Annotated in this window: 22 protein-coding genes; 15 read left to right on the top strand and 7 right to left on the bottom strand. The window is 69.3% G+C overall.

Going from position 1 to position 22,208, the window contains the following annotated elements:
- Nucleotides 1-2: 2 nt before the first annotated feature.
- Nucleotides 3-581 carry an ABATE domain-containing protein gene (locus AB0F51_RS05095; RefSeq protein WP_360274181.1) on the bottom strand — a complete coding sequence of 193 codons (579 nt, stop codon included), beginning with the start codon at nucleotides 579-581 and terminating at the stop codon, nucleotides 3-5.
- A gap of 85 nt (nucleotides 582-666) precedes the next feature.
- On the opposite strand from AB0F51_RS05095, the gene AB0F51_RS05100 reads away from it, so the two are divergent.
- The 5 genes from AB0F51_RS05100 to AB0F51_RS05120 are packed head-to-tail and all read left to right on the top strand — an operon-like array spanning nucleotide 667 to nucleotide 5,483.
- Complete coding sequence (locus AB0F51_RS05100; RefSeq protein WP_360274184.1) at nucleotides 667-1,455, top strand: MBL fold metallo-hydrolase; 789 nt, start codon at nucleotides 667-669, stop codon at nucleotides 1,453-1,455.
- Entirely contained in the window at nucleotides 1,445-2,704 is a 1,260-nt protein-coding gene (locus AB0F51_RS05105; RefSeq protein ID WP_360274187.1) for an MFS transporter, read from the top strand. Before AB0F51_RS05100 ends, AB0F51_RS05105 begins: the two co-directional genes overlap by 11 nt.
- A 19-nt stretch (nucleotides 2,705-2,723) precedes the next feature.
- A complete protein-coding gene (locus tag AB0F51_RS05110) occupies nucleotides 2,724-4,433 on the top strand; it encodes an AMP-binding protein (RefSeq protein WP_360274190.1) in 1,710 nt (569 codons plus the stop codon).
- 37 nt (nucleotides 4,434-4,470) lie between these two features.
- A complete protein-coding gene (locus tag AB0F51_RS05115) occupies nucleotides 4,471-5,238 on the top strand; it encodes an ABC transporter permease (protein WP_360274192.1) in 768 nt (255 codons plus the stop codon).
- Nucleotides 5,235-5,483: a DUF2630 family protein gene (locus AB0F51_RS05120; protein ID WP_360274195.1), complete on the top strand. Its 249-nt coding sequence runs from the start codon at nucleotides 5,235-5,237 to the stop codon at nucleotides 5,481-5,483. Before AB0F51_RS05115 ends, AB0F51_RS05120 begins: the two co-directional genes overlap by 4 nt.
- On the opposite strand, the gene AB0F51_RS05125 is transcribed toward AB0F51_RS05120, so the two are convergent.
- The 3 genes from AB0F51_RS05125 to AB0F51_RS05135 form a co-directional block, all read right to left on the bottom strand.
- Nucleotides 5,480-5,902, bottom strand: coding sequence for a TIGR03667 family PPOX class F420-dependent oxidoreductase (locus AB0F51_RS05125; protein ID WP_360274198.1), 423 nt, complete (start codon nucleotides 5,900-5,902; stop codon nucleotides 5,480-5,482). The genes AB0F51_RS05120 and AB0F51_RS05125 overlap by 4 nt on opposite strands.
- Before the next feature lie 68 nt (nucleotides 5,903-5,970).
- Nucleotides 5,971-6,624 carry a response regulator transcription factor gene (locus AB0F51_RS05130; protein WP_360274201.1) on the bottom strand — a complete coding sequence of 218 codons (654 nt, stop codon included), beginning with the start codon at nucleotides 6,622-6,624 and terminating at the stop codon, nucleotides 5,971-5,973.
- On the bottom strand, nucleotides 6,606-7,886 hold the full coding sequence (locus tag AB0F51_RS05135; RefSeq protein WP_360274203.1) for a sensor domain-containing protein: 1,281 nt from the start codon (nucleotides 7,884-7,886) through the stop codon (nucleotides 6,606-6,608). Before AB0F51_RS05135 ends, AB0F51_RS05130 begins: the two co-directional genes overlap by 19 nt.
- Nucleotides 7,887-7,996: 110 nt before the next feature.
- On the opposite strand from AB0F51_RS05135, the gene AB0F51_RS05140 reads away from it, so the two are divergent.
- From AB0F51_RS05140 to glnII, 9 genes are all read left to right on the top strand, one after another.
- Nucleotides 7,997-8,764: an ABC transporter ATP-binding protein gene (locus AB0F51_RS05140; protein ID WP_360274205.1), complete on the top strand. Its 768-nt coding sequence runs from the start codon at nucleotides 7,997-7,999 to the stop codon at nucleotides 8,762-8,764.
- On the top strand, nucleotides 8,764-10,743 hold the full coding sequence (locus AB0F51_RS05145; RefSeq protein ID WP_360274208.1) for an FtsX-like permease family protein: 1,980 nt from the start codon (nucleotides 8,764-8,766) through the stop codon (nucleotides 10,741-10,743). The genes AB0F51_RS05140 and AB0F51_RS05145 overlap by 1 nt, the downstream gene beginning before the upstream one ends.
- A 121-nt stretch (nucleotides 10,744-10,864) precedes the next feature.
- Entirely contained in the window at nucleotides 10,865-11,104 is a 240-nt protein-coding gene (locus AB0F51_RS05150) for a hypothetical protein (RefSeq protein ID WP_360274210.1), read from the top strand.
- 287 nt (nucleotides 11,105-11,391) lie between these two features.
- Nucleotides 11,392-13,842, top strand: coding sequence for a DNA topoisomerase IV subunit A (locus AB0F51_RS05155; RefSeq protein WP_360274213.1), 2,451 nt, complete (start codon nucleotides 11,392-11,394; stop codon nucleotides 13,840-13,842).
- Between the two features lie 4 nt (nucleotides 13,843-13,846).
- Entirely contained in the window at nucleotides 13,847-14,557 is a 711-nt protein-coding gene (locus tag AB0F51_RS05160) for an LppX_LprAFG lipoprotein (RefSeq protein ID WP_360274216.1), read from the top strand.
- Nucleotides 14,554-16,266 (top strand): MFS transporter, encoded by a 1,713-nt coding sequence (locus AB0F51_RS05165; RefSeq protein ID WP_360274219.1) that lies wholly within the window; start codon nucleotides 14,554-14,556, stop codon nucleotides 16,264-16,266. Before AB0F51_RS05160 ends, AB0F51_RS05165 begins: the two co-directional genes overlap by 4 nt.
- Nucleotides 16,266-17,207 carry a sucrase ferredoxin gene (locus tag AB0F51_RS05170; RefSeq protein WP_360274222.1) on the top strand — a complete coding sequence of 314 codons (942 nt, stop codon included), beginning with the start codon at nucleotides 16,266-16,268 and terminating at the stop codon, nucleotides 17,205-17,207. Before AB0F51_RS05165 ends, AB0F51_RS05170 begins: the two co-directional genes overlap by 1 nt.
- Nucleotides 17,204-17,713: a carbonic anhydrase gene (locus AB0F51_RS05175; RefSeq protein WP_360274225.1), complete on the top strand. Its 510-nt coding sequence runs from the start codon at nucleotides 17,204-17,206 to the stop codon at nucleotides 17,711-17,713. The genes AB0F51_RS05170 and AB0F51_RS05175 overlap by 4 nt, the downstream gene beginning before the upstream one ends.
- Before the next feature lie 122 nt (nucleotides 17,714-17,835).
- On the top strand, nucleotides 17,836-18,855 hold the full coding sequence (gene glnII, locus AB0F51_RS05180) for a glutamine synthetase (protein ID WP_360274228.1): 1,020 nt from the start codon (nucleotides 17,836-17,838) through the stop codon (nucleotides 18,853-18,855).
- A gap of 26 nt (nucleotides 18,856-18,881) precedes the next feature.
- Here glnII and AB0F51_RS05185 read toward each other — a convergent pair whose 3' ends face one another.
- Nucleotides 18,882-19,586 (bottom strand): carbonic anhydrase, encoded by a 705-nt coding sequence (locus AB0F51_RS05185; RefSeq protein WP_360274230.1) that lies wholly within the window; start codon nucleotides 19,584-19,586, stop codon nucleotides 18,882-18,884.
- A gap of 132 nt (nucleotides 19,587-19,718) precedes the next feature.
- Between AB0F51_RS05185 and AB0F51_RS05190 the strand changes: the two genes are divergently transcribed.
- Nucleotides 19,719-21,029: a hypothetical protein gene (locus tag AB0F51_RS05190; protein ID WP_360274233.1), complete on the top strand. Its 1,311-nt coding sequence runs from the start codon at nucleotides 19,719-19,721 to the stop codon at nucleotides 21,027-21,029.
- 14 nt (nucleotides 21,030-21,043) lie between these two features.
- Here the strand turns inward: AB0F51_RS05190 and AB0F51_RS05195 are convergent, their stop codons facing one another.
- A complete protein-coding gene (locus tag AB0F51_RS05195; protein WP_360274236.1) occupies nucleotides 21,044-21,502 on the bottom strand; it encodes a VOC family protein in 459 nt (152 codons plus the stop codon).
- A gap of 41 nt (nucleotides 21,503-21,543) precedes the next feature.
- On the bottom strand, nucleotides 21,544-22,203 hold the full coding sequence (locus AB0F51_RS05200; RefSeq protein ID WP_360274238.1) for an HAD family hydrolase: 660 nt from the start codon (nucleotides 22,201-22,203) through the stop codon (nucleotides 21,544-21,546).
- Nucleotides 22,204-22,208 lie beyond the last annotated feature (5 nt).

The following is a 22,208-nucleotide window of genomic DNA, read 5'->3' on the forward strand; positions in this document are numbered from 1 at the left end:
GGTTACGCGCGCCGGGCGTAGGCCCGGGCCGCGCGAGCCCGATCGCCACAGCGCACGGAGCACCACTGGCGGCGGCCGCGACGCAACAGGTAGCGGTTACAGGGACTCGACTCGCAGAGGGCGAGGGATTCGGCGTCGGGACCGGTGAGGAGGTCGGCCGCGTTGTCGGCCAGGGTCGCGAGCGCGCGGTCCAGAATCTGGTTCGGCGGGCAGCTCGCCTCGCGGTACGGGCCTTCCTTCTCGTCCCAGCGCAACAGGGCGGCCGTCGAGACCCTGGTCATCGCGTCATTGACCGCGGTGAGCGCGGCCGGCAGGACGGGAAGCCCGGAGCTGCGCGCACCGAACAGGGCTCGGAAGTGCTCCCGCAGCGATCGCAGTTGGGTCGCGCACATCTCCTGGACGCCGGCGTCGGCGGGCGCCAGACCGTGAGCCGCAAGCCACCGATTCGTCGCCTCGGGAGTGCCCATCAGATCCACGAAGTGCCCGTTGGGCAGCGCGATGGCGCTGTTGACGAAGTCCAGAGCGACGTACTGCTCGGCTCCAGGGGCGGGCGGCAGCACGGCCTGGTCGGTCGGGCTCATGACTCTCATGGTACGGCTTGCCAGCGTCCGTGAGAAACATTTACAGTCTCACGGAAGATGATGCAGTTATCCGTGAGGAGAGTTCGTGGCCAGCACACCGTTCCCGGTTCGGGTCCTCGGCGGTCCGACCGCCCTGTTCGACTACGGCGGATTGAGGTTTCTCACCGATCCGACCTTCGACGAACCCGGTGACTACCACAGCGCCGGACAGAAGATCCTGACCAAGACCACCGCTTCGGCCGGCCGGCCCAGCGAGCTCGGCGCGGTCGACGTGGTCCTGCTGTCCCACGACGAGCACCCCGACAACCTCGACACCGCCGGCCGGGCCTTCCTCGCCGAGGTGCCCTTGACCCTGACCACGCCGGGAGGCGGACAACGCCTGGGAGACAGGGCGAGAGGTCTGGCTGACTGGGAGTCGATCGAACTGGCCCGACCGGGCGGCGGCGTCCTCACCGTGCACGGTGTGCCCGCCATCCATGGGCCAGGGGCCCGCGAGGAGGTCGAACCGGTCACCGGCGAAGTCGTCGGCTTCGTCCTGACCGGTGACGAACTGCCGACGGTGTACGTCAGCGGCGACAACGCCTCGCTCGACGCGGTCAAGGAGATCGCCGAGCGCTTCGCGCCGGTCCACACCGCCATCCTTTTCGCCGGCGCCCCGAGTTTTCCGGTCCTTTTCGGCGGCGCGCCCATCGTCTTCGACAGCGTACAGACCGCCGAGGCGGCAAGAATTCTGGGCGCGCTCCGGGCGGTACCCGTTCACTACGACGGTTGGGACCACTATGCCGAAGGCCGCGCCGAACTCACGGCCGCGTTCGCCGCAGCCGGCCTGGCCGACCGCCTGGACCTGGGTAGTCCGATGCCTCGTGAAGACTGACGCGCCGGACCTGCGGGAGGGCGTGTCTTCCGCCGAGGCGCAGCGCCGTACTCTCGTCGTCTTGGTCGCCGCTCAGGTCCTGAGCGGCGCCGGACTGGCGGCGGGTGTCACCGTCGGATCCCTGCTCGCTCAAGACATGCTGAAGTCCACCAGCCTGGCTGGTCTTCCCAGTGCGCTGGGGACGGCCGGTTCGGTACTGGCGGCCATCGCGGTCGGCCGGATCTCGCAGACTCACGGTCGACGTCTGGGCCTTGCCACCGGTTACCTCGCCGGTGCGATCGGCAGCGCGGGCGTCATCGCCGGCGCTGCTCTCGGCAACGCCGCTCTGCTGTTCGTCGCACTGTTCGTCTACGGAGCCGGGATGTCGACGAACCTCCTGGCCCGCTATGCCGGAGCCGATCTGGCTGAGCCGACTCACCGTGCTCGCGCAGTGTCCACAGTGCTGGTCGCGACCACCCTGGGCGGCGTAGTCGGCCCCAACCTGGCAGCACCAACGGGCGAGCTGGCGGAGAGCCTCGGCGTCCCCTACCTGGCCGGACCGTTCCTTCTTGCCGGTACCGCGTATGCCCTGGCCGCCTTGATCCTGGCCGTCTGGCTGCGTCCGGATCCGTTGCTTCTGGCCCGCACGCTGGAGGCGCGACGCCCTGCGGTGGCGTCCACCGAACCGAGACCGCGGATCGGCGGGCGTCGTACCGGGGTCGTGGTGGGCTCGATGGTGATGGTGCTGACGCAGTTGGTGATGGTGGCCGTCATGACGATGACGCCGGTTCACCTCCACGACCACGGGCGCGGTGCGGCCGCCTCCGGGGTCGTCATCGCCATCCACCTCGGGGCGATGTACCTGCCGTCGCCAGTGACCGGCCGGCTCGTCGATCGCTACGGCCCGCTCGGCATCGCTGCCGTCTCAGGACTCGTCTTGCTGGCCGCCGGTATCGTCGCGGCCAGTGCCCCGGCGGGCTCTGTCGCGCCACTGGCTACGGCCCTTGCGCTGCTGGGTTTCGGCTGGAACCTGGGCCTGGTCAGCGGCACCGCGATCGTCACCGACGCCGTTCCGCTGGCCGGCCGCGCGAAGACCCAGGGTCTGGTCGACGTCTTCATCGCGATCGCCGGCGCCACCGGCGGGATGGTCTCCGGCCTGGTTGTCGCGGGCATCGGCTATCCAGCCCTGGCCCTGGGCGGTGGCCTGCTGGCCCTGCTGATCGTGCCGATTGCCGTGGCCGCCGGGCGGTCGGATTGCCGTCCGCGGTGAGCTCGGCAATAGTGCGGACATGAGCGAGGAACAGAGCACCTCGGACAACACCCGGACGTTCCGCGAGGCGCGGGACTTCTTGGTTGCCCATCGCGAGGACTACGAGACCGCCTACCGCGACTTCGCCTGGCCGGCCTTCGATCGGTTCAACTGGGCCAGGGACTGGTTCGACGCATTGGCCGTCGAGCAGGCGGAAGTGGCCGCGCTGACCATCGTCGAGGAGGACGGCGAGGTCAACTCGTTGACCTACGCGGAGATGGCCGAGCGCTCCCGCCAAGTGGCCGGGTGGCTCACCGAGGCGGGTCTTCAGCCCGGCGACCGGGTGCTGATCGTGCTCGGCAACACCGTCCCGCTGTGGGAGGTGATGCTCGCCTGCATCCGCGCCGGCGCGGTGATGATCCCCGCCACCACCCTGTTGACCGATGCCGACCTGGCCGACCGCATCGTGCGCGGCGGCGTACGGGCTGTCGTGACCAGCAGTGGTGACGCGGCTCGGTACGACGGGATCGCCGATCACTGTCTCCGGGTCAGCGTCGGTGGGGCTGTGGACGACTGGCTCGACTACGACGAGTCCCGCGACTACGACGGGCCGGTGCCCGAGGTGGATACGTCGGCCGACGACTCGCTGCTGCTCTACTTCACCTCCGGTACGACGAGTCAGCCGAAGCTCGTCGAGCACACCCAGGTCAGCTACCCGGTCGGCCACCTGTCGACGATGTACTGGATCGGACTGCAGCCCGGCGACGTCCACCTGAACGTCTCTTCGCCCGGCTGGGCCAAACACTCCTGGAGCAACGTCTTCGCGCCCTGGAACGCCGGCGCGACCGTCTTCCTCTACAACTACCAGCGGTTCGACCCCGAGAAGATGCTGCAGGTCCTGCAGACCTACGGGGTGACGACGTTCTGCGCGCCGCCGACCGTCTGGCGGATGCTGATCCAGGCCGACCTGTCCGCGGTCACGGTGGCGATCCGCGAATGCATCTCGGCCGGCGAGCCGCTCAACCCCGAGGTGATCGAGCAGGTCCGCAACGCCTGGGGCATCACCATCCGCGACGGCTACGGCCAGACCGAGACGACCGCGCAGATCGGCAACCCGCCCGGCCAGCCGGTGAAGCCGGGATCGATGGGCCGGCCGCTGCCGGGGTACTCGATCGCGCTGGTCGACCCGAGCACGGACGAGGTCGGCGACGACGGCGAGATCTGCATCGAGCTCGCTCCGCCGCCGGTCCCGCTGATGCGCGGTTACCGCGACGCCAAGGACCTCACCGACGAGGCGATGCGTGGCGGTTACTACCACACCGGCGACGTCGCCAGCCGCGACGAGGACGGCTACATCACCTATGTCGGCCGCTCCGACGACGTGTTCAAGGCCAGTGACTACCGGATCTCCCCGTTCGAGCTCGAGTCGGTCCTGATCGAGCACCCGGCCGTCGCCGAGGCCGCCGTCGTACCGTCGCCCGACCCGGTCCGGCTCGCCGTACCGAAGGCGTACGTCGTACTGGCGGCGGGGCGGGAGCCGTCGCGGGAGCTCGCGGCGGAGATCCTGCAGTTCTGCCGCGAGCACCTCGCGCCGTACAAGCGGATCCGGCGGATCGAGTTCGCCGAGTTGCCGAAGACCATCTCGGGCAAGATCCGCCGGGTCGAGTTGCGCACGGACGAGGCGGCCAAGGTCGACAGCGGCGAGCGGGGCGAGTACTCCTTCGACGAGGCCGACTTCACGCCCGAATGACCCGGGTATCGGGGGCGCGGCGTGCTGGAATGGGCGGATGTCGCTCGACACCGGTCTTGGGTTCGCCGCGCTGATCGTCCTTCCGCTGCTGATCGCGATCGGCGTCGCCGGCTCCCGGTACGCCGGTCTGCGGCACGACAAGGGGATCGTCACCGCGGCGCTGCGCGCGGTCGTGCAGCTGGCCGCGGTCGGGCTGGTGGTCGGGTTCGCGCTGCAGCACACGCTCGGGGCGATCGCGTTCGTCCTGCTGATGTTCGGCGTCGCGACCTTCACCAGCACCCGGCGGTTGCACCAGACCGTGGCGGTTCGCCATCAGTGGCTGTACTGCGGCGCCGCGATCGGTGCCGGCGCGCTGACTGTTCTGCTGCTGCTTATCCTGCCCGGCGTGGTCCCCCGGAACCCGGCCACGATCTTGCCGATGGGCGGCATCATCGTCGGCGGAGCGATGACCGCCACCACGCTGGCCGGCCGCCGGGTCCTGAGTGAGTACGGCGGCCGGTACGGCGAGTTCGAGGCCGGCCTGTCGATCGGGCTGCTCCCCCGCGACGCCTTCAAACTCGTCGTCGGCCCGGTCGCCGGCGACGCCCTCCTGCCGGCCCTGGATCAGACCCGCACGGTCGGCCTGGTGTCACTGCCCGGCGCGTTCGTCGGCATGGTCCTCGGCGGCGCCTCCCCCACGGCCGCGGCAGCCCTCCAGCTCGTCGTCCTGGTCGGCCTCATCGCCGCCGAAACCATCGCCATCCTCACCATCACCGAGCTACTGTCCCGCGCCCAACTCCCGGACGGGCGTACGGTTTCCCCATGACCGACGACACCAACATCTTCAGCAAGATCGACGCGCTGGTCGCCGAGGAGCACGAGCTCCGGGCCAAGCACGCGGCCGGGACCGTTGCCGACGACGACGAGCGCGCCCGCTTGCGCGCGCTCGAGGTCGAGCTGGACCAGTGCTGGGACCTGCTCCGCCAGCGGCGCGCCAAGCGCGAGTTCGGCGAGGACCCGGACGCCGCCGAGCCCCGCTCCGCCGACACGGTCGAGAACTATCTCAACTAGAAGCCGCGGAGTTTGTCGGGGGTGACGCGGATCAGCACCGAGTAGGCGGCGTGGAACTGGGCCGGCGTCATCCCCAGGCCGGCGATCGGATCGCCGTACTTCGCGTTGTACGCCGCCAGCGCCTCGCCGCTGATCGGGTCCGGCTCGATCACCGCGGTACCGGTGATCACGCCGACGTCTCCCCCGGTGTGCGTGGCGTTGAAGTTCAGCGAGACCTGGGGACGCGCGGCGATGTTGCGCAGCTTGGCCTTGTCCGGCTGGCTGCTGATCAGGATCTCTCCGTCGTGCCAGAGGAACCACACGGGCGTCGGTACCGGCGTCCCGGACTTCGCGACCGTGGTCAGCCAGAGCACGATCTCGTCGTCCAGCTGCCGCGCGATCCGCTTGCCGAAGGCCGTGGAGGTGTCGATGTCGATCATCAGAACCTTTCGCTGTCGGGCCGTGTCACTACATCCAGCTGGAACCACCCCGCGTCCGCGCTGATTCCCTACCCGCGCAGATAGGTGAGCACGGCCGAGACCCGGCGATCGCGGCCGTCGTCGAGCTGGAGCTTGGCGAAGATGTTGCCGACGTGCTTGCGGACCGCCGCCTCGCTGACCACGAGCTGCTCCGCGATCGACGAGTTCACCCGGCCCTCGGCCATCAGTGCCAGTACTTCGAGCTCGCGCGGAGTCAGTGCCGACAGCGGGCCGTCGTCGCGGCGGCGCGCCAGCAGCTGGCGTACCACCTCGGGGTCGACGACCGTGCCACCCTGGGCGACCCGGTCGAGTGACTCGAGGAACTCGGCCACGTGGCCGACCCGGTCCTTGAGCAGGTAGCCGATCCCACCGGTCGTTGTCTCCAGCAACGAAGACAGGTACGCGTCGGCGACGTACTGGGACAGCACCAGGATGCCGATCCCGGGCAGCTCGGCCCGGATCGCGGCGGCCGCGCGCAGCCCTTCGTCGCTGTGCCCCGGAGGCATCCGGACGTCGGTGATCACCACGTCCGGCGGCTCCTTGCGAACCACGGCCAGCAGGGTGTCCGCGTCGCCGACGGCGTCCCTGACCTCGTGGCCGGCCCGGTCCAGAATGCTGGCCAGCCCTTCGCGCAACAGCAGTGAGTCTTCAGCCAGGACGATGCTCAGTCGTCGAGCCGGCACGGGCACTCCATCCTCAGTCGGGTCGGCCCACCGGGTGGGCTGGACAGGTCGAGTGTGCCTCCCAACGCGTCCAGGCGGGTCACCAGCCCGGTCAAACCGGTCCCGGACGAGCTTTCCAGGGTCGCGCCGCCGACCCCGTCGTCGGTGATGGTGACGACCAGCCGGTCGCCGGACACCCAGCCCTCCACCGCGCAGTGGGTCGCCTGGGCGTGCTTCGCGACATTGCCCAGCGCCTCGCTGACGACGAAGTACGCCGCCGCCTCGATCGGCGTGGGGAACCGCTGCGGCAGCGCCATCCGCACGCTCACCGGCAGCGGACTGCGATCGGCGACCTCCCGTACTGCGGCCTCCAGCCCATGATCGATCAGCACCCGCGGATGGATGCCCCGCACCGCTTCGCGCAGATCCGCCAGCGCGGCCTCGGCCTCAGCATGCGCCTTCACCACCAGCCGCCGCCCCTCCCCCTCGGGCAGGTCCAGCTCGGCCAGGCCGAGCGTCATCGTGAGCCCGACGAGCCGCTGCTGGACGCCGTCGTGCAGATGCCGTTCGATCCGCGCCCGCTCGGTCTCGAAGGCGTCGACCAGGTCCAGTCGCGACCGGCGCAGCTCGGCCAGGTTGCGCCGCAGCTCGTCCTCCCGCGGCCCCAGCATCGCCTTCGCCAGCTCGGCCTCGGCCGCGGCCAGCGCGCCGACGATGTACGACGAGACGACGTAGTAGACCGGGCCGAAGGCGACCAGGAACACCAGCCCGTCGAGGGTGTCGTCGAGAATCCACGGGCCCATCCCCATGTTCCCGTGCGAGGCGACGATCGGGGAGATCAGCGTGATGCCGAGGATCATCGCGCTCAGGCCGCCGAAAAACGCGCTCAACGGCCAGACGAAGATCCCGAGCACCAGCCCGTAGCCGAGCGCGCGCATCGAGGCCCGCTCCCCACGCCGGAACCTCAGTCGCGCCCGCCACCGGTACGCCGGGGGCATCGCCGTGTGCGGACTCGGCACGCCCGCCGGGATCATCAACCGGGCCCGCCACCGCTCGACGCTGCCGATCACGACGCCGAACAGCGGGAGCGCCGCCATCAGCATGATGCCGACCAGGATCGGGCTCAGCAGCGCGCCCAGCCCCGCGGCACCGATCAGGACAACGAGCGTCAGCGCTCCGGCGGGGATCGAGCTCAGTAGATAGGCGTAGCTGCGCCAGGGCCACGACGACACGAGGAAGCGCCGCGAGCTGAGGGCGGCCCAGGCCGTGTCAGGTCTCTCCACTCGCTCAACCCTAGGTCCGCGACCTGCCCGAAGTCGGTAGCGTGCGCGCTACCGCTGGTCTAGCTCCTGGACCAGGGTTCGGACCGGCCGATCACGGTTGGCTGGGAACCATGACCAGTACCGCGCCGATGCACCCCCTCGCCGGACCAGGCGAACCGCCCGCCCTGCTGCTGGACGGGATCACCAAGACCTATCGCTCCAAAGCCGGAGCGGTGGAGGCGCTGCGAGGCGTCACCTACCACTTCGTCCGTGGCTCGTTCACCGCCGTCATGGGCCCGTCCGGATCCGGCAAGTCCACGCTGCTGCAGTGCGCGGCCGGACTCGACCAGCCGACCTCCGGCCACGTGATGCTCGGCGGGACCAGCCTGCACGGCCTCGGTGAGGTGGCGCTCACCAAGCTCCGCCGCGAGCAGATGGGGTTCGTCTTCCAGGCCTACAACCTGCTGCCTTCGCTCACGGTCTACGACAACGTCGCGCTTCCGCTGCGACTGACCGGACGCCGGCCGCGCCGCGGCGACGTGCTCCAGGTTCTCGACCAGGTCGGCCTCGAAGGCAAGGCCCGGCGGCGTCCGGCCGAGCTCTCCGGTGGTCAGCAGCAGCGGGTCGCGATCGCCCGGGCCCTGATCACCCGGCCGGCCGTCTTTTTCGCCGACGAACCGACCGGCGCACTCGACAGCAGCACCAGCCGGCAGGTCCTCAGCTTGTTGCGTGAGGCAACCGACCGGGCCGGTCAGACGGTCGTGATGGTCACCCACGACCCGGTCGCGGCGGCGTACGCCGAGCGGGTGCTGTTCCTGTCCGACGGCCTGGTGGCCGGCTCTCTCGACCACGGCAACCCGGCCCAGATCGCCGCTGCCATGAGTGATTTGGAACGCTGATGCTCTTCCTCAGCCGACAGACCGTCCGCCGCCACCTCTCCCTGTACGCCGGTTCGTTCGTCGCGCTCGCCGTCGGTGTCTTCATGCTCGGCCTGGCCGCGACCGCGACGGCCGCCACCATCGCCTATCGCGGACCCGCGGCCGACAGCATCACGGTCACGCTGCCGAACGCCGATCCGCCGACCACCGCCCGGGTGCTGCTCTCGGGTGAGGACGCGTCCGGCCTGCAGGTCGTCCTCAGCATGGTCGGCGTGATCAGCGGGTTCATCACGATCTTCGTGATCGCCAGTACGTTCGCCTTCGCCGTGGCGTCGCGGCGTCGCGAGGTCGGGTTGCTCCGGCTGATCGGTGCTACGCCGCGGCAGGTCAAGCGGATGGTGCTGGGCGAGGCGCTGTTCGTGGCGATCGTGGCTTCGGTGGCAGGCGCAGTACTGGCTCAGTTGGTGACTCCTTTGGTGCTGGCCAAGGCGTCGTACACGGAACTGGCGCCGGTGAAGCTCGAGCCTGCCAGTCCGTGGGTTCCGCTGGCGATCGCCGTGGGCGCCGGGCTGGTCGTGGCGATGCTGGGTGCACGCTCGGCCGCACGCCGCGCCGGACGGGTCGGCGCTGTGGACGCGCTGCGCGAGGCCGCACTCGAACCGCCGCAGATCGGGCCGGTACGGATCACCTTCGGGGTGCTCGTGCTGGCGGGATCGATCGTGCTGCTGGCCCTGATCCGGCCGGGCACGGGTGAGGCGGTCATGCCGCTGGCCATGTTCACGCCGATGCTGCTGGTGGTCGCCCTGACGCTGCTTGCGCCGATCGTCGTACCGCTGATCGGACGGCTGTGGGCGTTGCCGCTGGTGAGGTGGACGCGGGTATCCGGCCGACTGGCCCGCAGCAACGTGATCGCCGCACCCCGCCGGAGCGCATCGCTGGCCGCGCCCATGCTGGGCATCTCGGCGATCGCGGGCTCCATGGTGCTGACCCTCAGCTTCGCGGCCGACGCGTCCGTCGCCACCATCCGCGACACCCTGCGCGCACCCATCGTGGTGACCGCGCCGGAGAACTCCCCGCAACTGTCCGAACGCATCCTCGGTACGCCGGGCGTCGCGGTGGCCGACGGCGCGATCCCGGTCGGCCTGATCCGCACCGACCGGGACACCGCCGACCTCGAGGAAGCCGAGGGCATCGATCCGGCGGTGTCCACCCGGACCCGCGCGATCACCCCGCTGACCGGCGACCTCGGCAAGCTGACCGGCAAGACAGTTGCCATCAGCAAGGAAATGGCGGGGTTGGGCAACTACCGGGTCGGCGACCAGATCAGCGTCACCTTCACCGACCGCAGTGCCGACCAGCTCGAGGTCGTCGCGGTCCTGAAGGACGCCGCCGAGATCAACCCGTCGATGTTCGTACCGGCCGAGCTCGCCCGGCAGCACGCACCGGGGGCCGGCCCAACCCGGTGGTTCGTCCAGCCCGCGGAAGGTGTCGACGCGGCCGCACTGACCAGAGCGCTCGACGAACGGCTGGCCGGTACCGGCGCGGACGCAGTACCGGCTGCTGAGTGGCAGCAGGCCGAGGGAGAAGGTCTGCGAAAGGGCAACCAGCTGGGGTTGATCCTGCTGCTGGGTCCGGCCGCGTTGTACAGCGCGATCGCGATCGCGAACACGCTGCTGATGGGAAGCCTGCAACGCCGCCACGAGTTCGTCACCTCGCGACTCCTCGGCGCGACTCCGGCCCAGATCCGCCGCATGGTCCTCTGGGAGTCGTCCCTGGTCAGCGCGGTCGCACTGAGCCTCGGAACCGTGATCACCGTCACGGTCGGGCTGCTGATCCGGCACGCGATGTCGGTCGGCCTGACCGACGTACCGATGACGGTGCCATGGGGCACGCTGCTGTCGATCGGAGTGGTCTGCGTGGCACTGGCGATCGGGGCGGCGCTGCTGCCGACCGGGGTCATCCTGCGCGACTCGCAGCCGTCTGCGGCCGTTCAGAGCTGACCGGGCCGCTCTCAGCGGACGGACGGTTAGAAGGTGGTCTAACCGAGGGCCGAAGAGCCGCCTCCCGCGCCACGATCATCGCGCCGGTCCAGGCGGACCGGCGCGACGGAAAGGGGTATCCATGAGGAAGCGCAGCATCATCCTCGGCAGCCTGCTGGCCGGTGGGCTGCTCGCCGTCCCGGTGGCCGCCGCGGCCGACGGCTCGGTCCGGATCACCAGCGGCGAGACGGACTCGGTCCGGATCACCAGCACCGGCACCGACTCGGTGCGCATCACCAGCACCGGCACCGACTCGGTGCGCATCACCGGCGCCGAGACGGACTCGGTCCGGATCACCGGCACCGACAACCGGGAGTTCTGATGGCGAACCGGGACTTCTGACGGCCGATCGGGACTTCTGACGGACAACGAGGGAGTGATGACGATGGCAAACAGGGAGTGGTGACGATGGCGAACCGCGACATGTGACACCTCGACGTTCCGCCCCGCGACCAGCGGGGCGGAACCCCGGTACGGCGTACGCTGGGCGGTCAAATCGGGAGGACACCCGGGTCGGTGCTGGGTTCGGGTGCCCCCTGCAGTGACAATGGGCCCCAGCCGCCACGCAGCTCGACGGAGTTGCAGTCACCGAGGAGCACGCAGAACCGCATGGCACGCCGTACCAGCAGCACCGCCGAACCCGAGGACTACGAGGAGCACATCCTCGATGTCGACGTCTCCGACGAGATGCGCACCAGCTTCCTGGAGTACGCCTACTCGGTGATCTACTCCCGGGCCCTGCCCGACGCGCGGGACGGCCTCAAACCCGTGCAGCGCCGGATCCTGTTCTCGATGGCGGAGAACAACATCCGTCCCGACCGCGGACACGTGAAGAGCGCCCGCGTCGTCGGTGAAGTGATGGGTAAGTACCACCCGCACGGCGACGGTGCGATCTACGACGCGCTGGTCCGGACCGCGCAGCCCTGGTCGATGCGGCTGCCGCTGATCGACGGCCACGGGAACTTCGGCTCGCTGGACGACGGCCCCGCCGCGATGCGGTACACCGAGTGCCGGATGGCGCCGTCCGCGGTGGCGATGACGAACGGCCTGGACGAGAACGTCGTCGACTTCAAGCCGAACTACGACGGCCGCGAGGAAGAGCCGTCGGTGCTGCCGGCTGCCTTTCCCAACCTGCTGGTCAACGGCGCGGCCGGGATCGCGGTCGGGATGGCGACCAACATGGCGCCGCACAACCTGGTCGAGGTGATCCAGGCGCTGCGGCACCTGATCAAGACGCCGAGTGCCGACGTCGACGACCTGATGCGCTTCATCCCGGGCCCGGACCTGCCGACCGGCGGCAAGATCGTCGGTCTGGAAGGCATCAAGGACGCCTACCTGACCGGCCGCGGCGGCTTCAAGATGCGCGCCACCGCCCGGATCGAGAACGTCACCCCGCGGCGCAAGGGCATCGTGGTCACCGAGCTGCCCTACACGGTCGGCCCGGAGAAGGTGATCGAGAAGATCAAGACGCTGGTCCAGGCCAAGAAGCTGCAGGGCATCGCGGACGTCAAGGACCTCACCGACCGGTCGCACGGCACCCAGCTGGTGATCGAGGTCAAGAACGGCTTCGTCCCTGAGGCGCTGCTCGAGCAGCTCTACAAGATGACGCCGCTGGAGGACTCGTTCTCCATCAACGCGGTCTGCCTGGTCGACGGCCAGCCGCGCACCCTCGGCCTGAAGGAACTGCTCGAGGTCTACCTCGGCCACCGGTACGACGTGACCCGGCGGCGCAGCGAGTTCCGCCGGAAGAAGGCGCTCGACCGGTTGCACATCGTCGACGGTCTGCTGGTCGCGATCCTGGACATCGACGAGGTGATCCAGATCATCCGGTCCAGCGACGACGCGGCCGCGGCCCGGACCCGGTTGATGGACATCTACGACCTGACCGAGATCCAGACCAACTACATCCTGGACATGCCGCTGCGCCGGCTGACCAAGTTCTCCAAGCTGGAGCTGGAGACCGAGAAGGCCGAGCTCGAGCGCGAGATCGAGAAGCTGACCGCGATCCTCGAGGACGAGTCGCTGCTCAAGAAGATCGTGTCCGAGGAGCTCAACGAGGTCGCCAAGACCTACGGCACGCCCCGGCGTACGGTGCTGCTGGAGTCGTCCGGGGCGACCAAGACCGCCGCCGTACCGCTCGAGGTCACCGACGACCCGTGCTGGGTGCTGATGAGCTCCACCGGCCTGCTCGCCCGCACCAACGGCGTCGAGCCGTTCGGCCAAGGCGACGGACGGGCCAAGCACGACGCGATCGTGTCGGCGATCAAGAGCACCGCCCGCGGTCACTACGGCCTGGTCACCAGCGCCGGCCGGCTGATCCGGCTCGAGTCGCTCGACCTGCCCGCAGTACCGACGACCGCCAGCGCGCCGAACCTGCAAGGCGGAGCACCGGTCGCGGAGTTCATCTCCCTCGAGCCGGGCGAGAAGGCGCTGGCCCTCACCACGATGGACCCGGACTCCGTCGGCCTGGCCCTCGGTACCGCGACCGGCGTCGTCAAGCGGGTCACCCCGGATCACCTCAGCAACCGCGACTCGTGGGAGGTCATCCGGCTCAACGACGGCGACGAGGTCGTCGGCGCGGTCGAGTTGACCACCGGTGACGAGGAGCTCTGCTTCATCACCAGCGACGCGCAACTCCTGCACTACAACGCATCCGTGGTCAGGCCGCAGGGCCGTACTGCGGGCGGCATGGCCGGCGTCCGGTTGTCGGCCGGGGCCAAGGTGACGTACTTCGGCGCCGTTGACCCGGGCAAGGAGTCGCACGTCGTGACGATCTCCGGATCGACATCGGCATTGCCGGGCACGGAGGTCGGCGCGGTCAAGGTGACGCCCTTCAGCGAGTACCCAGGTAAGGGCCGGGCGACCGGCGGTGTTCGTTGCCACCGGCTACTCAAGGGCGAGGACGGCCTGCTGCTCGCCTTCGTCGGAACCGCCCCGATCAAGGCCAGCGCCAACAGTGGCGCCCCGGTCGACCTTCCCCCGCTGGACCCCCGCCGCGACGGTTCCGGCGTACCGGTGGCTCAACCGATCGCGGCCTGCGCCGCAGACCTGGCAGGCTGAGGGTATGAAGAGACTGCTCGCGCTGTCCGCGGCGATGGTGCTGGCCGTGTCACTGGCCAGTTGCAGCGACAAGAAGACCGATGACGCCGACGGCAAGAAGGGTGACGACCCGGTCGCCCTGCTGACCGAGGTCAAGAAGACGATCGACGAGGCCGCCAGCATCCACCTGGTGATCACCGGACGGGACCTGCCCGACACCGGCCAGGTGCTCGCCAGCGGTGACGGCGTCGCCACCCACGCCCCGGCGTTCAAGGGCAAGCTGACGGTCCGCTCCTCCGGCGCGCCGATCGACGCCGAGGTGGTCGCGGTCGGCAGCAAGGTCTACGCGAAGCTGCCGTTCACGCCGAGCTACATCGAGCTGCCGCCGTCGCAGCTGGCCGGTCTGGGCGCGCCCGACCCGGCGGTGCTGCTCGACCCGAACAAGGGCCTCACGTCGGTCCTGCCGACCCTGAAGGACCCGAAGATCAAGGGCGAGACCCGCGAAGGCGCGAAGGTCCTGACCGAGGTGACCGGAGCCGTCCAGGGCAAGACGCTGCAGGGCATCTTCCCGAAGGCGCCTGCCGACCAGGACTTCCCGAGCAGCTTCAAGATCGACAAGGACACCAAGCAGTTGGTGTCGGCAACGATCACCGGCCCGTACTACGACGGCGCCACCAGCAGCTATGACGTGACCCTCGACAAGTACGGCGAACAGGTAGAGATCACCAAGCCGTGAGCAGTCCCAGGACGCGGCTGACTCTCGCGTCGGTGGCGGTCGCGTTCGCCGCGGCGGACACCTACGTCGTAGTACTGGCACTGCCGGACATGATGGCCGGGGTCGGCCTGTCTGCGGACCAGCTGCAGCGGGCCGCCCCGATCATCTCGGGTTTCCTGCTCGGCTACATCGCAGTGCTCCCGCTGATCGGCCGCATCGCCGACGTGGTCGGCCGTACGCCGGTCCTGGTCGGTGCGCTGACCCTCTTCGCTGTCGGCTCGTTGATCACCGCCGGGGCCTATGACCTGTCGCTGATCGTCGTGGGGCGGTTCCTGCAAGGTGTTGGCGGCGGTGGACTGGTCCCGGCGACACTGGCGCTCGTCGCCGACCTCTGGCCGGCTGAGAGACGAGGACTCCCACTCGGCGTAGTAGGAGCAGTGCAAGAGATCGGGTCGGTGCTGGGCCCTCTCCTCGGTGCTGCTGTGCTCGCGGTCGCCGACTGGCGCTACATCTTCTGGCTGAACCTCGCCGTCGCCGTTGTGCTCGCGCTGTTCCTCCGTGGTCTGCAGCGGCCGCCGCTGTCGGCTGCAGTCGGGTTACTGGCCTGCATAGCGCTCGGCCTCACCTTGACAGCGCCAGAGCGACTAGCCAGCGGCATCACGCTGGGCCTGCCGTTCGTGCCCTTCAGCGGTGATTCCCGGCTTCTCACTCCCATCGGTGTGGCCAGCCTCGTACTGCTGCTCTTGTGGCTGGCGTTGATCCTCTTCAAGACACGCGCGAGCCTCGCGGACCTGGTGAAGAAGGTCGACCTGGTCGGGGCGCTACTGCTCGCCTTGGCGTTGTCGGGCGTAGTACTGGCGTTTGCTACGGCTGACCCCGAGCGGGAGGTCATGGCACCGGCCGGGCCATGGCTGCTGGTTGCTGCAGCCGTCTTCGCTGTCGCCTTCGCCGCATGGCAGCGCCGTACTGCGCAGGCCATCGTCCCGCCCGGCCTGCTCGGTGCCAGACCGGCGTGGGGATCCCTACTGGTCAGCTTCCTCGTCGGAGCCGCCCTGATCGCTGCGCTGGTCGACGTCCCAGTCTTCGCCCGTACTACGCAAAGCGGCGGCCAACTCGCGGCCGCACTCGTCCTGCTGCGCTTCCTGGTCGCCCTACCGATCGGTGCCGTCGTCGGAGGCTGGCTGACGCGCCGTTACGGCCTCGGCCTGATCACGGGCGCCGGGCTGACGCTGGCGGGCGCGATGTTCGTCCTGATGGCCTTCTGGGACAAGGACGCACTGAAGCACGCACCGGCAACCATCAGCCTGCTCGCCTGCGGATTCGGGTTCGGCCTCGCGCTGTCCCCTGTCAACACAGCGATCCTGGGCGCCACCCGGCCCGACAGCCACGGCCTGGTCAGCGCCCTGGTCGTCGTCGCCCGGATGGTCGGCATGCTGGTCGGCGTCTCGGCACTGACCGCGATCGGACTGCGCCGCTACTACACGCTGGTCGCTGACATTCCGTCACCGAACGAACTCTGTCCGGACAACGCCGCCTCCTGCCGGCCGTTCGTCGACGCGCTCCGCGGGGCTGGCATTTCACAAGTGCACACGATCTTTGCCGGTGCCGCGGTCTGCGCGTTCGCGGCCGCAGTACTGGCTGTGCTGCTGCTCGGCCGGCGGCCGGCCACCGCGACGGTGTCCACAGGTGACGGCGGTCATGGGGACGGGGAGTCTGCTCGCGTACGGTGATGGCTGTGAGCGCACCGACAATCGGCAGGCCGGGCCTGTGCTCGACCTATTGCCGTGAGCTACGGGAGCCGATGGCCGGTACGGCGCCCGAGGCGACCGGCTGGCTGGTCGTCGAGCAACCCGGCCCATGGGGCGCGAAGGCGCCGACGCAGAGCCACCTCGATCCGGAGTTCGGCGCGAAGATCGACGCCGACGCAAAGAAGGCCGACCTGCGCTTCGGCCTGATCCGCTCCCCCGGCAGGCATCCGGACGCCGCGCCACGAGCACACCAGGTGTACGTCGCCAGCACGCTGCCCGGCCGCACCTGGCTGCTCGGGGGCAGCGTCGCCGATCCGAAGATGCTGACCGCACTCGACCTCATGGCGGTCGGCCGTGGCGATCGCGCCGCGGCCATCAGGTCGATGCCAGAGCTTGCCCCGGTCAACGAATCCGTCCTGCTGGTCTGCACCAACGGCAAACGCGACGAATGCTGCGCGCTGCTCGGCCGGCCGATCGTGCAGGCGCTGGCCGCCCAGGCACCCGGGCGGGTGTGGGAAGCGAACCACCTGGGCGGGCACCGGTTCGCGCCGACCGCTACTCTGCTGCCCGCAGGGATCATGTACGGCCAGCTCGACGTGGAGACGGCCGCCACCCTCCTCGCCGCGGCCGACCGCGGCGAGACCGTCCTGGAGAAGCTGCGCGGCCGGTCCACCTGGACCAAGCGCGGCCAGTTCGCCGAGATCACCGTCCGCAACCTCATCGGCGAGGCCGGACTCGACGCCCTCAGCGTCGTGGCGGAAGACCTGGAGACCGTGACGGTCCGGCACGCCGACGGCCGGCTGTGGACCGTCGAGGTGACCAGCGAGCCCGCCGACCCACCCCGCCCTGAGTCCTGCGGAAAGGAACCCTTCGCCATGTCGATTCTGCGCGCCGGAACAGTCACCACCGGAGAGCCCCGATGACCGACGACGTCCAGACCGGTTTCGAAGACCTGCTCGCCGCCAACGCCGACTACGCCAAGCACTTCCAGTACAGCGGTTTCGACGGCATCGCCCACGCCGGCGTCGGCGTGGTCACCTGCATGGACTCCCGGATCCCGCCGCTGGAGCTGCTCGGTCTCAAGCCGGGCGACGCCAAGGTACTGCGCAGCGCCGGCGCCCGGGTCACCGAACTGACCCTGACCGGGCTGATCCTCGGCGTTCAGCTGCTCGGCGTCCGCCGGGTGATGGTGGTCCCGCACACCCGCTGCGCGATGGCCGCGATGACCGAGGACGAGATGCGCGCGAAGGTCGAGGCGGCGGCCGGCAAGCCGGCCGGCTACCTGCCGCTCAACGTCATCCCCGACCAGCTGGAAGCGCTGCGCCACGACGTGGCCGCGGTCCGCGAGCACCCGCTGATCGGCGACGACATCCTGGTCGGCGGCTTCATGTACGACGTCGACACCGGTCTGCTCCGCCAGCATGTCTGATCCGTCAGGCGGTTTACACGCCGTTCACAATGGGGCAACAGCTCTGTAACGGCTGATTGACACTGTCGACCGTGGTCGGTTCAGGAACCCCTGAGGGACGGCCTCGACGAAGGGACAGACGGTTGACGTACAAGGCCGAGTACATCTGGATCGACGGAACCGAGCCGAGCGCCCGGCTCCGCTCGAAGACGAAGATCCTTGCCGACGGCGAGGCGCTGCCGGACTGGGGTTTCGACGGTTCGAGCACCAACCAAGCACCTGGTGACAACTCGGACTGCGTGCTCAAGCCGGTCTTCTCCTGCCCCGACCCGATCCGCGGCGGCGACCACAAGCTGGTGCTGTGCGAGGTCTACCTCGTCGACGGCACCCCGCACCCGACCAACCACCGGGCAGCGCTGCTGCCGGTCGCCGAGCAGTTCGCCGAGCAGGAGTCCTGGTTCGGCATCGAGCAGGAGTACACCTTCTTCCAGGAAGGCCGCCCGCTCGGCTTCCCGGCCGTCGGCTTCCCGGCCCCGCAGGGCCCGTACTACTGCGGCGTCGGCGCCGACGAGGTGTTCGGCCGCGAGATCGTCGAGAAGCACCTGGACGCCTGTATCGAGGCGGGCCTGAAGATCTCCGGCATCAACGCCGAGGTCATGCCCGGCCAGTGGGAGTTCCAGATCGGCCCGGCCGGTCCGGTCGAGGTCGCCGACCACCTGTGGGTGGCCCGCTGGCTGCTCTACCGCATCGCCGAGGAGTTCGACGTCGCCGCGACGCTGGACGCCAAGCCGGCCAAGGGTGACTGGAACGGCGCCGGTGCGCACACCAACTTCTCCACCAAGGCCATGCGCGAGGGTTACGACGCGATCGTCACCGCCTGCGAGGCGCTCGGCGCTCCGGGCAAGGTCGAGGAGCACATCGCCGGCTACGGTCACGGCATCGAGGAGCGCCTCACCGGCGCCCACGAGACCGCCCCGCACGACGTCTACAGCTACGGCGTCTCCGACCGTGGCGCGTCGGTGCGGATCCCGTGGCAGGTCGAGGTGGACAAGAAGGGCTACATCGAGGACCGTCGCCCGAACGCCAACATCGACCCGTACAACGTCACCCGCCTGCTGGTGAACACCTGCTGCACCGCGCTGGAGAAGGCCGGCCAGGTCTGAGCCACGCAACTGGACACCGGCAGGCCTCAGTTGAAGAGGACCTTGCCGGTGTCCAGTTCGTAGTACGCGCCAACAAGTTTGACCTTGCCGGCCTTCTCCAATGGGCCGATGACGGTGGACTTGCGGAGCTGGGCAAGGACCAGGCCGACGTTGGCGTGGACCGCGTTGGCGAGGCGGTCGCCGGTGTAGCCAGCGACCAGGCGCACCGCCGGCGACAACGCTTCGACCAGGTAGCCGATCTCTCCTTCGGCCTCGGCGTGCTTCGCATCGACCGCTTTGATGGTGGCGTCCAGCGCGCCACACCGCTGATGGCCGAGCACCACCAGCAGCGGCGTACGAAGCTCGGCGATGCCGAACTCCAGGCTGCCGGTCACGGAGTGGTCCAGTACGCCGCCGGCGCTGCGGACGACGACGAGATCGCCGAGGCCGCGGTCGAAGACCAGCTCGATCGGGACCCGCGAGTCGACGCAGCCGAGCACGGTCGCGAACGGATGCTGCGCTTTGCTGACGGCGACCCGGCGCTCGGTGCCCTCGTCGCTGTGCAGGCCATGGTCGGCCGCGAACCGTTCATTGCCCTCCTTGAGCCGTTGCAAGGCCTGCTCGCCGGTCGTGATCGGCGGCTCGGCTTGCGGTACACGGTCGGTGCCGCAAGACGTAACGAGCGTCGTACCAAGTGCTGCGGAGACGGCTGTGGTCAGGAAACGGCGACGGGTTGAGGCGGGAACGGTCACGACTTGCTCCTCACGGGATACAGGGCGTTAGGGCGGCGCCACTCCTGACCGTAAGGGATTGCATACTGTCTGCCATAGACCGCTCTGTTCGAATCTCTCGGTATCGGGCCTGAGATCTGATAGACAACGGGTATGAGACTCCGCCCAAGCTCTCTTCCGCGCTTCGCACTGCTCGGCGCCCTGGCCCTGGCCACCGCCCTCACCGGTGCTCCGGCCGCGACGGCCACCCGGCTCCCGGACCAGTCCACCAAGCCGACCTGCTTCGACACCGGCGGCGCCGGCACCATCGAGGAGCAGCGACTCGACAACGGCGTGGCCGGCGGACCGTCGGTACCGGCCGAGATCCTGTCCAGGACCGGATTCGACCGTCAGGTGGCGCTGTTCACCAAGCTGCTCTGCGCAGTACCGAGCCGGGCCGCGGCGAGCACTCTCGTCCGGGTCCAGGGTGAGGCCCTGTGGCGCACTGCCACCCACCGCGCCCAGCACCCGCAGGCCGCTCCCGCACTGCCCTCGACGGACGACCGCGGCTTGTACTGGGCCCGCATCTCCATGGCGCTCGCGCTCCGCCAGTGGCAACCCGGCTTCGGCCTCGGTACTGCGGAGCGCGCCGAACTGATCCGCAACCTCGAGTACTCCTCCCGCGGGATCACCAGCACCCGGTTCTCCCCCGGCGTACGGAAGATCCTGGTGACCGGGTTCGACCCGTTCACGCTGGACGCCGACATCCGGATCGGCAACCCGTCGGGTGCGAACGCGCTCACCCTGGACGGTCAACGCTGGAAGGTGAACGGCAAGACCTACGAGATCCAGACTGCCGTGTTCCCGGTCCGCTACACCGACTTCGACGAGAACATGGTCGAGAACGCGCTCCGGCCGCACTACCAGGGCGGACCGCAGCACGCCGACTTGGTGATGACGGTGAGCCAGGGCCGGGTCGGCATCTTCGACCTGGAGGCGTTCAACGGGCGTCGCCGCTCGGTCAGCTCGATCGGTGACAACAACAACCTCTGGGGCGGTGGCACCATCACCGCACCGGTCGTCTCGCCCAGCATGCCGGCCGGCCCCGAGTGGCTGACATCGAGCCTGCCGATGGCCCGGATGTCAGGAGCCGTTGTACCGGCCCAGTTCCGGACCAGGGTCAACACGTCGGTCCTCGAGATCCCCGCCGGCCAGACCACCCCGGTACGCCGTCCCGACGGGCCGACGCCCGGCTCGATCGCCTCCGAGGGCGCCGGCGGTGGCTACCTCAGCAACGAGATCGCCTACCGCAACACCCTCCAGCGCGATCTGCTCGACCCCACGATGCCGGCCGGCCACCTGCACGTCCCGGTGCTGAAGTTCGACGCCGCCAACACGACGCAGATCACCGACCCGACCTACGAGGCCAACCGCGACCAGATCATCGAGGGCTCCCACTCGATCCTGCGAGCCGCCCTCCGCTGATCGCTGACGGGACGCTAGTTGTCGGCGAAGCTGGCCTTGGCCGCGTCCAGGGCCTCTTCGCCGACATCGCGAAGGTGAGTGGCGACCGACCAGCGCACGCCGAACGGGTCGCGGAAGGTCGCCGCCCGGGCTCCGTAGAAGGTGTCGGCAAGCGGCTTTTCGATCGTCGCCCCGGCCTTCTCAGCGGCAGCGACGGTCGCGTCGACGTCTGGCACGTACAGGTTCAGTGCGTACGTAGGCAGCCCGTCCGCAGCCGGCGCCGCGACCCCGACCTCGGGGTAGGCGTCGGACAGCATGAACCCGGTGCCGGCGATCTCGAGCTCCGCATGACCGATCCGGCCATCGGCACCGACGAAGGGTGTCTCGGTCGGACGGGCCCCGAAAACCTCGCCGTACCACTCGATCGCCTTGGCGGCGTCACGGCAACACAAGTACGGCGTCAGCACACGCCCATGCGGCGGCAGGTAGGTCATGGCGGACATCCTGTACTACCCCGGCCAGCAAAGACCACGGCTCAGCGACCGAGAATGACCTGGAATGCCGGCAGCACTGACTCGAAGTGATGAGTAGGCGCCTGCTCCGGCGTCACAGCCGCGCGGTGATGATCCCCCACCAGAACGGTTGACAGCCCGGCGGCGATCCCACCCGCGATGTCGTACGCCGGATGGTCGCCCACCATCCACCCGCCGGCCAAGGTCGCGCCTGTCCGGGCGGCCGCGATCTTGAAGATCGTGGGATCGGGTTTGCGCACGCCGACCTGCTCGGAGATGCAGCAGTAGTCGACGGCCGCGCCGATCCCGGTGCGGTCGAGCTTGAGTGACTGCTGGACGACCCCGCCGTTCGTGACCACGGCGACCCGCCACCCCGCAGTACGGAGTGATGCGATCCCGTCGAGCACGGCCGAGTCTGCCGATGTGAACGGCGGATGCTCGCGGTCATAGGCATCCACGAGCTCCTGTACTTCGGCAGCCAGCCCGAAGCGCGCCTTCGCCATCGCGAACAACTCGACCCGCGGCCGGAACCCACCCTCGTCATGGGTGAGCAACCACTCGACCGCCTCGTCGCCGAGGCCTTCGCGCCGGGCCCACCACTCGGCCCACGCGACGAACGCCCCGTCCCGATCGATCAGCGTGTTGTCCAGATCGAAACAGGCCAGCCGGGGCGTCGTCGTCATCGTGG

The sequence above is a fragment of the Kribbella sp. NPDC023855 genome, assembly GCF_040639475.1.
Taxonomy (GTDB): Bacteria; Actinomycetota; Actinomycetes; order Propionibacteriales; family Kribbellaceae; genus Kribbella.